This is a genomic window from Methylobacterium currus (genome assembly GCF_003058325.1).
Lineage (GTDB): Bacteria > Pseudomonadota > Alphaproteobacteria > Rhizobiales > Beijerinckiaceae > Methylobacterium > Methylobacterium currus.
In genome coordinates, this window is record NZ_CP028843.1 from 6,413,535 (window position 1) to 6,424,604 (window position 11,070).

Consider the following 11,070-nt stretch of genomic DNA (forward strand, 5'->3'; position numbering starts at 1 on the left):
GCGGTTTGGTGGCTTCCCCGGTGGCGCTCTTGTGAGCGCGGGCGCATAGCTCAGTTGGTAGAGCAGCTGACTCTTAATCAGCGGGTCCTAGGTTCGAGCCCTAGTGCGCCCACCAAAAGTCCCAAGTTACTCTCGTGGTAACTTGAACCGGAGACCTTCGGGTATCCGGCACCAGAGGAACGGTTGGTGGCCGTTCCCCTTTCGCTCTCGCGAGCGACGGGCGCATAGCTCAGTTGGTAGAGCAGCTGACTCTTAATCAGCGGGTCCTAGGTTCGAGCCCTAGTGCGCCCACCACTCCCCTCCCTGACAGACGATGGACCGGGTCGGCCGCGCGGCGGCTCCGGCGGAGGCACCGGTCTCCTGAATCCTGCCCCGGGGCGAGCATGAATGTGGTGCTGCTGCACGGCCTGGGACGCACGCGGCGCAGCATGGCGCGGCTCGCCGCCCGCCTCGCCGCCGCCGGCTACCGCGTGGAGACCCTCGGCTACCCGTCCCGCCGCCTCGGCCTCGCCGCCTGCGCCGAGCATCTGCGACCGGCCCTGTCGGCGATCCGGCGCCGCGCCGGGACCCCGGTCGTCCTCGTCGGGCATTCCATGGGTGGCCTCGTCGCCCGGCACCTCGCCGCCTCCGACCCCGATCTGGCGGCCGGACTGGTGATGCTGGGCACGCCGAACCGCGGCAGCGAGGCGGCCGACCTCGTGTCGCGCTGCTGGCTCGGTCGGGCGGTGTTCGGTCCGGCCCTCCGCGACCTGCGCCGCGACGCCGCCGGGGCGGTCCCGGTGCCGGCCTGCCCGATGGCGGTGGTGGCCGGCACGCGGGCGCTCATCCCGCTCTTCCGCGGCCGGATCCCCGAGCCGCATGACGGCCTGGTCAGCCTGGAGAGCGCACGGCTCGGCGCCGGCGAGCGGTGGCGCACGGTGCCGGCCCATCATACCTGGCTGATGAACCATCCGGAGGCGCAGGCGGCGGTGCTGGACGCCGTGTCGTCCTGGATTCCGCCCGAAGGGCCGTCGCGCGCTCCTGACGGTGCATCATCGGCCGGGACGGAATCCTGACCGCCCTGAAGCGGTCTTGTCCTGCCTCGCCCGCGATCCGTATCCCGGTGGGCGCTTCGTCCGTCGCTGTCCGCAGAGACCAATCCTCGCCGCGCCCCCGGATGCGGAGCGTCCGGCTCTCGGCTATCGTGGCGCCATGACCGGATGCGCCGATTCCCGCTCCCGCCGCCGCCTCGCGGCCTGCCTCGTCCTCGGCTTCTGCGCCCTCAGGCCGGATCCCGGCGCGGCGCAGGGCCTCGTCGGCTTCGGATTCCTGCCCGTCTTCGCCTGGCCCAAAAACCTCGAGGAGGGCCCTGGTGGGGACGGGCGCTGGTCCGGCTCCTATGCCCGGCTCTCGACCGGGTTCGAGGCGGTGTCGTCGCGGCATTTCGGCAGCTATGCCGGGCCGACCATCGGCGTCGAGGGCGGGCGGCTGTGGCGGGAGGGCCGGTTCGTCTACGGCATCTCCGGCGGGTTCGACTACCTCGCGGCGACCTCCGGCGGCCTGACGCCGGGCTTCGGGGCCTTGAGCTACACCCGCGACTTCGCCGGTGCGGTGCAGGTGAAGGTCGGCACGCTCCTGACGCCGGAGGTGCTGCTCTACGCGCGCGCCGGCGCGGCGGCGGTCCACGGCACGGTCAGGGCCGGGGCGACACCGGGCTCGGCCCCGTTCTCGCGCGACGACATCGCAATCCTGCCGAACGCGCATGTCGGGGTCGAATGGGCGATCACCGACCGGCTGTCGGTCGCCGTCGAGGCCGGCGTGGTCGGCGGCGGCCTGCGCTGAGCGCAGCGCGGCAACAGTCGTTCATGCAACACAACATGTCGCATCGAAGCGGAAACGCGCCCGGCAACACTTCCATCAAAAAATTATTTCGCATCGACGTAGAACTCCGATCTTCGAAGCGGTCACCTGGCAACATCACGGAGATAGGGCGTATCCCGATCGCAAGATCGTCCGGCTCTCCTCTTTAAAGAACGGGCTTTTTGCTCGGCAGCCGGCCCAATATGCCGCAAAATTGCCTGGCTTGTGCACGCATTTTGTCTCGCGAACGGCTCCGCTTGAGCCGTGAGCGCCGGCGGGATGGGACCATGGTCCCCCGTCGCGTCGGCTCGGGCTGACCTGCGTCCTTCGGGGCGCCGGCGCAGGCATGGGAGATCCGCATGATCCCTGACCGGACGATGCCCCGCGCATCCCCGACCGACCGGGCCGCTCCGTCGGATGCATGCCCGCGCAGGACCCCGCACTGAGGGCTCCGATGCGCCGCGCCATCCTCCATATCGGCACGCCGCGCACCGGCACGTCGTCGCTGCAGATGCTGCTGCATACCCGCCGGGACGACCTGCACCGGGCGGGCATCCTCTACCCCGCGCTGACACCGGCCTCGGCTGCCGATCCGCATGTCAGCCACCAGCATCTCGGCGAGACCCTGGACGGGCGCCGGCCGCGGCGGGAGCGGGGCGAGCTCCTCGACCGCCTCGACCGGACGCTGGCCGAGAGCCGGGACGACGTCGCCGTCCTCTCCTACGAGAGCCTGTGCCTGCTGCCGCCCTGGCACCGGGCGCCGAAGCTCCTCTGCGGTCTGTTCGAGCGCCGCGGCTTCCGGCCCGAGATCCTGATGACGGTGCGCCCGCAGGCGGCCTACCTGCAATCGCAATATACCTGGCGGATCCAGTTCCTGCGCGAGGCCCAGGCCTTCAGGGTGTCGTTCGAGACCGAGTTGCGGGCGCGGCGGTTCGATTACTGGCGCGGCCTGCGGAGCTGGGCGCGGGAAGCGGCGTGGCGGGTGCATCTCGTGCCGGTCCAGGACCGGCGATCGCCGGCCCCACTCATCGCGCGGATCGCGGTCGAGCTCGGGCTGGCCGACCGCCTGCTGCCGCTCCTGACGCCCGCCGACCTCGCCTATCGCACCAACGAGAGCCTCGGTCCCGTCGGCGTCGAGGTGTCGCGCCGCCTGCGGGCGGACGGCGCCGGCGGCCCGCAGGGGCTCGCCCGCGCGGTGACCGCCCGCATCGATGCCCTGGCGCAGGCGCGCGGCCTCGATGCCGAGCCGTTCCGCGCCCTCGACCGGGCGATGACCGCGCGCGTCGCCGAGGTCTACGACCGGCTCAACGACGCCCTCGCCCGCCGGGTCTGGGGCACCGGCTGGAACACCCGCGTCGCCGAGCCGCCGCACCGGGCGGTGAACGAGCTGGCGCGGCTCGGACCCGGCAGCGACCAGGAGAGCCAGGTCGCGGAGATCCTCGGGACGATCCGGGAGGAGTTCGGCGGCCGGCTTCCGGCGGGACCGCCGGGGCTGCGCGGACGCTTCGGAGCGGCGGCGTGCCGGCTCGTGCATGCGGCCAGACGAATCCTGTGAGGAGGAATCCCGTGATCGGGCGCCTCCGTGCCTATGCCACCGCCAGCCCCCGCCCCGACCGCGCCCGCAGCAGCCCGAGGCCGGTCAGGCTCACCACCAGGATCGCCGCCGCGTAGAGATCGGCCGTCGCCGCGTAGCCGAGGGCGCGGGCGAGGAAGCCGGCGCCGACCGCCGGCAGGCTGAAGGCGAGGTAGCTCTGGACGTAGAAGGCGGCGAGCAGCCCGGCGCGTTCGTCGGGCTCGGCGAGCGGCATGATCGTGCCGAGGCAGCCGAGGAAGCTGGTGCCGAAGCCGCAGCCGGTGACCAGGGTGGCGAAGATCAGCACCGGTACGCTCGCCGCGTGGATGCCGCCGACGACCCCGACGACGCCGAGAGCGGTGGTGAGGACCCCGAAGGTCAGGTTCTCCCGCGGCGGCGCCGTGCGGCGCAGCAGGACGGTGACAGCGCCCGCCACCATCAGGGCGGTGACGACGGCGCCGCCGGTGAGCGGCGCGCGGCTGCCGGTGGCCGCCGCGACCACCGAGGGCATCAGCGACAGGTAGAAGCCGCCGAGCGTCCAGTTGGCGATGTTGATCGGCGTCACCAGGGCGAGCGGCCGCCGGATCCGGGGCGGGACGGCCATGCGGGGCTTCAGGGACGCGAGCGCCCCCGGCCGCCGTGCGGCACTCTCGGGAATCAGCCAGATCGCCAGCGCCAGCCCGGCGAAGGTGCAGAGAAGGAGGCCGTAGACGAGGTGCAGCGGCAGCGGCGCATATTGAATCAGCGCGCTGGTGCCCAGCGCCCCGACGCCCATGCCGGCGAGCGGTGCCACCGCATTGACGATCGGCCCGCGGGCGCGGCCGACATCGACGAGGGCGGCGCCCAGGGAGGCGGCGGCGATGCCGGTGGCGAATCCCTGGACGATCCGGGCGACGACGAGCCAGCCGGGCCCGTTTCCGACCAGGAGGAACAGGCCCATCGCCGCGGCCTCGAGCCACAACGCCCCGGCGATCACCGGCCGGCGCCCGAGATGGTCGGAGAGCGAGCCGGCGACGAGCAGCGCCTTGAGCAGGGCCACCGCATAGACCGCGAAGACCAGGGTGACGAAGACCGGCGAGAGGGCCAGCGTCTCCTGGTAGATCCGGTAGAGCGGCGTCGGTGCCGCCGCGGCGGCGAAGAACGCCCCGAGCGTCACGGCGTGGACGACGAGCGGGTCGACCCGCCGGGATCCTTGACCTGTGCGCATCGTCATGCCCCTAAAGCAAATCCGTTGCGTTAAGGATCTAGCGCCACGGCGTGCTAAAAGCAAATTCTTTGCGTTTGGAAGGCGAGGCAGCGATGGCGGAGAGGGAGGGAGGGCCGCGTCCGGGCGGGCGCAGCGCGCGGGTCCAGGCTTCGGTGCATCGCGCCACACGGGATCTCCTCGCCCGGCTCGACCGCGCCGAGGTGACGATCCCGCTGATCGCCGCCGAGGCCGGCGTCACGCCCTCGACGATCTACCGGCGCTGGGGCGAGCTGAACGAGCTTCTGGCCGACGTCGCGGTCGAGCGGCTTCGGCCGGACATGGTGCCGGTCGAGACGGGCAGCGGAATCGGCGACCTCCTGGCCTGGGCCGAGCAATATGCCGAGGAGATGGCCTCCAGCCTCGGCCGCGAGATGATCCGCGACGTGCTGGCGGCCGAGGGCGAGGCTGGCCCGCGGCGCTGCTGCGGCTATGTCAGGCAGCAGATCGCCGCCATCGCGGAGCGCGCCGCATCCCGCAACGAGGCGTTTCCGGACATCGACACGATTCTCGACCGGGTCGTCGCGCCGATCGTCTACCGCATCCTGTTCGACGAGGCGCTGGGGGCGGAGCGGGTGGGAGGGCTGGTGGAGGCGGCGTTCGTGGCCGCCTGACGGATCCGGCGCAAGGTCCGCTCCCACCGTGAGCCGCAGGGCAGTCAGATGAAAGAACAGGCTCGGGTTCTCTCCTCTCCCCGCCCGCGGGGGAGGAGGAAACCCGCGTTTGGCGCCGCCGGATCAGATCAGGCCGAACTCGCCTCAACCCCCGGCCACCCGCCGCGGCCACATCCGCCCCACCACCTCGTCGCGGCGGATCCAGGCGTGCCAGGCGACCGCCAGCAGGTGCAGGCCGAGCAGGATCCCGAAGCCCCAGGCGATCCAGTAATGGGCGCCGTAGCCCGCCTGCGACAGCGCCTTGTCGACCGGGACGAGGCGCGGGAAGGAAAAAACCCCGAACCAGGGCAGGCCGTAGCCGCCCGCCGCCGAGTAGACGTAGCCGCTGACGGGCAGGAGCACCATCAGGGCGTAGAGCGTCAGATGCGCCAGGGTCGCGGCGAGATGGGCGCTCCGGGAGGGGGCTGAGCGGTAGGCCGGCTCGCCGGCGACGAGCCGGTAGACGAAGCGCAGGGGCAGGAGCAGCAGCACCGTCAGGCCGAGCGACTTGTGGATGTCGAGCAGCTCGCGCCGCGGCGAGGTGCCGGGCACCTGCCAGGCGGCGTAGATGCCGAGGCCGAGCGCGATGACGATCAGGGCCGCCATCAGCCAGTGGAAGCCGCGCTGGAGGCGGTCATAATGAAAACCCTGGCCGGACCGGGACATCGGGCAAGCGTCCTTCGCTGAGGAGAGGCCCGAGCTGTCGCCGCGGATTGGGACGCGAGCGCGGCAGGTTCGTTTCGGAACCGTCGCGGGGCGCGGTTGCAACCGTGTCCCCCTCGGGACATATCAGGAACACGGGAGGCTGCCGGCGCGCGGCCACCCCTCTCGGAGATCCGCCGCCGATGGCGAAGAACCACCAGACCTTCGCCTGCCAGTCCTGCGGCGCGGTCTACAACCGCTGGCGCGGGCGCTGCGAGGCCTGCAACGGCTGGAACACGATCGTCGAGGAGACCGGCGCGGCGAGCCCCGTCTCCGGCCCGGTCGCGACGCGGCCGAGCCGGGCCCGGGGCCGGATCTTTCCACTCGAAGGGCTAACGGGCGAGGTCAAGGAGGCGCCGCGCACCTCGTCCGGCATCGCCGAGCTCGACCGGGTGACCGGCGGCGGCTTCGTGCGCGGCTCGGTGATCCTGCTCGGGGGCGATCCCGGGATCGGCAAGTCGACGCTGCTGATGCAGGCCTCCGCCGCCCTGGCGAAGCGGGGCGAGCGCGTCGCCTACATCTCGGGCGAGGAGGCGGTGGGCCAGGTGCGCCTGCGGGCCGAGCGGCTCGGCCTGTCGGGCGCCCCCGTGGAGCTTGCCGCCGAGACCAATGTCGAGGACATCATCGCCACCCTGAGCCAGGGCCGTCCGCCGGCGCTCGCGATCATCGATTCGATCCAGACGATGTGGACCGAGACGGTGGAATCGGCCCCCGGCACGGTGACGCAGGTCCGCGGCTCGGCCCAGAGCCTGATCCGCTTCGCCAAGACCTCCGGCACCGCCGTCATCCTGGTCGGTCACGTCACCAAGGACGGGCAGATCGCCGGCCCCCGCGTGGTCGAGCACATGGTCGACGCGGTGGCCTCGTTCGAGGGCGACCAGGGCCACCATTTCCGCATCCTGCGCGCGGTGAAGAACCGTTTCGGCCCGACCGACGAGATCGGGGTGTTCGAGATGACCGACGGGGGCCTCTCGGAGGTGCCGAACCCCTCGGCCCTGTTCCTCGCCGGGCGCGACCTCGCGGCGCCGGGCACCGCGGTCTTCGCCGGGATGGAGGGCACGCGGCCCCTCCTCGTCGAGATCCAGGCCCTGGTGGCGCCCTCGGCGCTGGGCATGCCGCGCCGCGCCGTGGTCGGCTGGGATCCCAACCGCCTGTCGATGGTGCTGGCGGTGCTGGAGGCCCATGGCGGCATCCGGCTCGGGGGGCACGACGTCTACCTCAACGTGGCCGGGGGCCTGCGCATCAGCGAGCCCGCCGCCGACCTCGCGGTGGCGGCGGCCCTGGTCTCCTCGCTCTCGGGCGCGGCGCTCCCGTCGGACGCGGTGTATTTCGGCGAGGTCGGCCTGTCGGGGGCGATCCGCCCGGTGGCGCAGGCGCCGGCGCGGCTGAAGGAGGCGCAGAAGCTCGGCTTCGCCAAGGCGCTGATGCCCCAAGGTCGAGAAGGAAGCGGCCGCGACGGGTCCGAGAAGGGGTTTCCGGCCGAATCCCTGCGCCACATCGCCGATCTGGTGGCGGGTGTCGCCGCCAACGGCAAGCCGGCCCGCGGCGGGCGGCGCCAACCGCAGCGGATGCCGGCCTACGACGACGAGGACATGTGAGCCGCCGGCTTGTCAGCGCACGGGCGACGGCGAGGGTGACGGATCACATCCGGCAGCGTATACAACCCCGGCGGTCAGGGCAGCCGCGATCCCGAGGCAACGCAACAGCCCCCGAACCGTTCCTGCCGATGCCGTTCTCCGTTCTCGATCTCGTCGTGCTGGGTGTCGTCGTCATCTCCGCGTTGCTCGCGGCGGTGCGGGGCTTCACCCGCGAGGTGCTGGCGATCGTGGCCTGGGTCGCGGCGGCCGGCCTCGCCTGGTACCTGCACCCGCTGCTGCTGCCGACCGTGAAGCAGCACGTCTCCAGCGACACCGTCTCGCTGGTGGTCTCGATCGCCGCGATCTTCCTCGTGACCCTCCTGGTGGTCTCGGTGATCACCGTGAAGATCTCGGATCTGATCCTCGATTCGCGCATCGGCGCGGTCGACCGCAGCCTCGGCCTCGCCTTCGGGGCGGCCCGCGGCTTCCTGATCTGCGTGATCGGCTGGGTGTTCCTCGCCTGGCTGGTCCAGGGCAAGGTGCCGGACTGGGCCCAGCAGGCCCGCAGCCGCGAGATCCTGGAGAATAGCGGCCAGAAGCTCGTGGCGATGCTGCCGGACAACCCGGAAGGCCTGCTCAAGCAGTTCCGCAAGCCCAAGCCCGAGACCGATCCCGGCACCGATGCCCCGGCGGAGGCCGACGCCCCGCCCCAGCGCCGGACCGACGCCAGCCCGCGCCGCTGACTCGGCCGCACGACGCTCACATCGACCGGCACAAGGGCGCCCGACCGGCGCCCTTTGCATGTGTGATACGCCGCGCAACGCACGTTTGACGCCTTGGTTCCGCCAACGGCAGCGACTACATAGCCGGCGCGAGGCAAGAATTCGGACGCATCTCGATCGGGCGCGAGGCACGACGCAGGTGGCCCGGGCCCTGCTTCGCTCAAGCGAATCAGGCCCGCGCGCGGATGACCGGTGCGCGGGGTCGGCGAGGCGAGGCCGTGCGGTGACCGGCCACCAGGGGCTTCTCATCATGTCAGCACGCAGCGAAACCTTCCGGGGTGCCCCCGGGGCGAGCGAAGCGTTCGGCGGCGATCTCGACCTCGACGGCGATACCCTGCGCGAGGAGTGCGGCGTCTTCGGCATCTACGGCCATCCGGATGCCGCCGCGATCGTGGCGCTCGGCCTCCACGCCCTGCAGCATCGGGGCCAGGAGGCGGCCGGCATCGTGTCGTTCGACGGAAGGGTGTTCCATTCCGAGCGCCGCATGGGCCTCGTCGGCGACTCGTTCTCCGACCTCGCCACGATCGAGCGCCTGAAGGGCGAGACGGCGATCGGCCACGTCCGCTACTCGACCACCGGCGAGACGATCCTGCGCAACGTGCAGCCGCTCTTCGCCGAGCTGGAGACCGGCGGCCTCTCGGTCGCCCATAACGGCAACCTGACCAACGGCCTCCTGCTGCGCCGCCAGCTCGTGCGCGACGGCGCGATCTGCCAGTCGACCTCCGACACGGAAGCGATCCTCCACCTCGTCGCCCGCTCGCGCCACGTGCGCATCGTCGACCGGGTGATGGACGCCTTGCGCCAGATCGAGGGCGCCTACGCCCTCGTGATGATGACGAACAAGAAGCTGATCGGCGCCCGCGATCCCCTCGGCATCCGCCCGCTGGTGCTGGGCGAGCTCGACGGCCGCTACATCCTGGCCTCCGAGACCTGCGCCCTCGACATCATCGGCGCCCGCTTCGTGCGCGACGTCGAGAACGGCGAGATGGTGGTGATCTCGGAAGAGGGCATCGAATCGATCCGCTTCGCCCGGGCGCAACCGCTCCGTCCCTGCATCTTCGAGTACATCTACTTCGCCCGTCCCGATTCGATCGTGAACGGCAAGAACGTCTATACGGTGCGCAAGAATATCGGCCTCGAACTGGCGAAGGAATCGCCGGCGGAGGCCGACATCGTCATCCCGGTGCCGGATTCCGGCGTGCCGGCGGCGCTCGGCTACGCGCAGCAGACCGGGCTGCCCTACGAGCTCGGCATCATCCGCAACCACTATGTCGGCCGCACCTTCATCCAGCCGACCCAGTCGGTGCGCGAGCTCGGCGTGCGGATGAAGCACTCGGCCAACCGCGCCGCGGTCGAGGGCAAGCGCATCGTCCTCGTCGACGACAGCCTGGTGCGCGGCACCACCTCGGTGAAGATCGTCCGGATGATGCGCGAGGCCGGTGCCCGCGAGGTGCATTTCCGCATCGCCTCGCCGCCGATCACCCATCCCGACTTCTACGGCATCGACACGCCGGAGAAGGAGAAGCTGCTCGCCGCGACCCACGACCTCGAGAGCATGCGCCAGTATATCGGCGCCGATTCCCTCGCCTTCCTGTCGATCGCCGGGCTCTACCGGGCGATGGGCGAGGAGAGCCGCGACGCCGCCTGCCCGCAATACACCGATCACTGCTTCACCGGCGACTACCCGACGCCGCTGACCGACCTCGCGGTCGCCTCGCCGCGCCGGATGGCGATCCTCGCCGAGGCCGATTGAACCCGAAGCAGACCGAGCGCATGTCCGATAGCCCTCCCTCCCCGCCCCTCTCCCACAAGCCTCTCGCGGACCGCATCGCGGTCGTCACCGGGGCCTCGCGCGGCATCGGCCGCGCGGCCTCCCTGGCGCTCGCCGCGGCCGGCGCCCACGTGATCGCGGTCGCCCGCACACAGGGCGCGCTCGAGGACCTCGACGATGCCGTGCGGGCGTCGGGCGGCTCCGCCACCCTCGTCCCCCTCGACCTGTGCGACTACGACGCCATCGACCGCCTCGGCGCCGCCATCCACGAACGCTGGGGCCGGCTCGACGTGCTCGTCGGCAATGCCGGCGTGCTCGGCAAGCTGATGCCGCTCGGCCATGTCGACCCGAAGGTCTGGGCCAGCGTGATGGACGTCAACGTCACGGCGAACTGGCGCCTGATCCGCTCCCTCGACCCGCTGCTGCGGCGCTCGGATGCGGGGCGGGCGGTGTTCGTCACCTCGGGCGCGGCCTCGTCGTGCCGGGCCTATTGGGGACCCTACGCGGTGTCGAAGGCGGCGCTGGAAGCGCTGGTGCGCACCTACGCGGCCGAGACCGCCTCGACGCCGGTGCGCGCGATGCTGCTCAATCCCGGGCCGTTGCGCACCGCGATGCGCAAGGCCGCGATGCCGGGCGAGGACCCGGAGACCCTGCGCACGCCCGAGGATCTGGCGCCCCACATCCTGCGCCTGGTGAGCCCGGACTGGACCGAGAGCGGGACGATCTACGACTTCCCGACCGGGCGCGTACTGACGCCGCAGAAGCCGGCCTGAGCAGGCAAGGCCGCGCGCTGTTCTTCCGCGGCCCCGATCCTGCGGCGGGGCGGCTCGGACAGAACGTTCGACGATCGGGCGCGGGCCCACCGCCCTCCCTCGCGGGAGAGCGGTGGGCCCGCGCCCTTCATGTTCCTGGCCAGCCCCGCGCCTGGGG

At 71.7% G+C, this 11,070-nt stretch carries 10 protein-coding genes and 2 tRNA genes; 10 read left to right on the forward strand and 2 right to left on the reverse strand.

Annotated features, from left to right (window positions below; all coding sequences use genetic code 11):
* Window positions 1-39 precede the first annotated feature (39 nt).
* The 5 genes from DA075_RS29420 (at window position 40) to DA075_RS29440 (ending at window position 3,394) form a co-directional block, all read left to right on the forward strand.
* A tRNA-Lys gene (locus tag DA075_RS29420) sits at window positions 40-115 on the forward strand.
* Window positions 116-218: 103 nt separating this feature from the next.
* A tRNA-Lys gene (locus DA075_RS29425) sits at window positions 219-294 on the forward strand.
* Between the two features lie 98 nt (window positions 295-392).
* Entirely contained in the window at window positions 393-1,055 is a 663-nt protein-coding gene (locus DA075_RS29430) for an alpha/beta fold hydrolase (protein ID WP_164712516.1), read from the forward strand.
* A gap of 136 nt (window positions 1,056-1,191) precedes the next feature.
* On the forward strand, window positions 1,192-1,821 hold the full coding sequence (locus DA075_RS29435; RefSeq protein ID WP_099956205.1) for an outer membrane protein: 630 nt from the start codon (window positions 1,192-1,194) through the stop codon (window positions 1,819-1,821).
* A gap of 472 nt (window positions 1,822-2,293) precedes the next feature.
* Window positions 2,294-3,394: a hypothetical protein gene (locus DA075_RS29440; RefSeq protein WP_099956206.1), complete on the forward strand. Its 1,101-nt coding sequence runs from the start codon at window positions 2,294-2,296 to the stop codon at window positions 3,392-3,394.
* 31 nt (window positions 3,395-3,425) lie between these two features.
* Here DA075_RS29440 and DA075_RS29445 read toward each other — a convergent pair whose 3' ends face one another.
* A complete protein-coding gene (locus tag DA075_RS29445; protein ID WP_099956207.1) occupies window positions 3,426-4,625 on the reverse strand; it encodes an MFS transporter in 1,200 nt (399 codons plus the stop codon).
* 86 nt (window positions 4,626-4,711) lie between these two features.
* Between DA075_RS29445 and DA075_RS29450 the strand changes: the two genes are divergently transcribed.
* Window positions 4,712-5,269 carry a TetR/AcrR family transcriptional regulator gene (locus DA075_RS29450; RefSeq protein WP_099956208.1) on the forward strand — a complete coding sequence of 186 codons (558 nt, stop codon included), beginning with the start codon at window positions 4,712-4,714 and terminating at the stop codon, window positions 5,267-5,269.
* Window positions 5,270-5,413: 144 nt separating this feature from the next.
* Here DA075_RS29450 and DA075_RS29455 read toward each other — a convergent pair whose 3' ends face one another.
* Window positions 5,414-5,974: a cytochrome b gene (locus DA075_RS29455; RefSeq protein WP_099956209.1), complete on the reverse strand. Its 561-nt coding sequence runs from the start codon at window positions 5,972-5,974 to the stop codon at window positions 5,414-5,416.
* A 179-nt stretch (window positions 5,975-6,153) separates the two neighbouring features.
* Between DA075_RS29455 and radA the strand changes: the two genes are divergently transcribed.
* From radA to DA075_RS29475, 4 genes are all read left to right on the forward strand, one after another.
* Entirely contained in the window at window positions 6,154-7,608 is a 1,455-nt protein-coding gene (gene radA / locus DA075_RS29460; protein WP_099956210.1) for a DNA repair protein RadA, read from the forward strand.
* A 128-nt stretch (window positions 7,609-7,736) separates the two neighbouring features.
* The gene (locus DA075_RS29465) at window positions 7,737-8,330 is read left to right on the forward strand and encodes a CvpA family protein (RefSeq protein ID WP_099904125.1); all 594 of its coding nucleotides are present in this window, start codon (window positions 7,737-7,739) and stop codon (window positions 8,328-8,330) included.
* 289 nt (window positions 8,331-8,619) lie between these two features.
* On the forward strand, window positions 8,620-10,122 hold the full coding sequence (gene purF, locus DA075_RS29470) for an amidophosphoribosyltransferase (protein ID WP_099956881.1): 1,503 nt from the start codon (window positions 8,620-8,622) through the stop codon (window positions 10,120-10,122).
* A gap of 20 nt (window positions 10,123-10,142) precedes the next feature.
* Complete coding sequence (locus DA075_RS29475) at window positions 10,143-10,913, forward strand: SDR family NAD(P)-dependent oxidoreductase (protein WP_099956882.1); 771 nt, start codon at window positions 10,143-10,145, stop codon at window positions 10,911-10,913.
* Window positions 10,914-11,070: the final 157 nt, after the last annotated feature.

Coding starts and splice junctions, on each gene's coding strand:
- purF (WP_099956881.1), top strand. CDS start 8,620: ATGTCAGCACGCAGCGAAACCTTCCGGGGTGCCCCCGGGGCGAGCGAA.
- DA075_RS29435 (WP_099956205.1), top strand. CDS start 1,192: ATGACCGGATGCGCCGATTCCCGCTCCCGCCGCCGCCTCGCGGCCTGC.
- DA075_RS29475 (WP_099956882.1), top strand. CDS start 10,143: ATGTCCGATAGCCCTCCCTCCCCGCCCCTCTCCCACAAGCCTCTCGCG.
- DA075_RS29440 (WP_099956206.1), top strand. CDS start 2,294: ATGCGCCGCGCCATCCTCCATATCGGCACGCCGCGCACCGGCACGTCG.
- DA075_RS29465 (WP_099904125.1), top strand. CDS start 7,737: ATGCCGTTCTCCGTTCTCGATCTCGTCGTGCTGGGTGTCGTCGTCATC.
- DA075_RS29450 (WP_099956208.1), top strand. CDS start 4,712: ATGGCGGAGAGGGAGGGAGGGCCGCGTCCGGGCGGGCGCAGCGCGCGG.
- radA (WP_099956210.1), top strand. CDS start 6,154: ATGGCGAAGAACCACCAGACCTTCGCCTGCCAGTCCTGCGGCGCGGTC.
- DA075_RS29445 (WP_099956207.1), bottom strand. CDS start 4,625: ATGACGATGCGCACAGGTCAAGGATCCCGGCGGGTCGACCCGCTCGTC.
- DA075_RS29455 (WP_099956209.1), bottom strand. CDS start 5,974: ATGTCCCGGTCCGGCCAGGGTTTTCATTATGACCGCCTCCAGCGCGGC.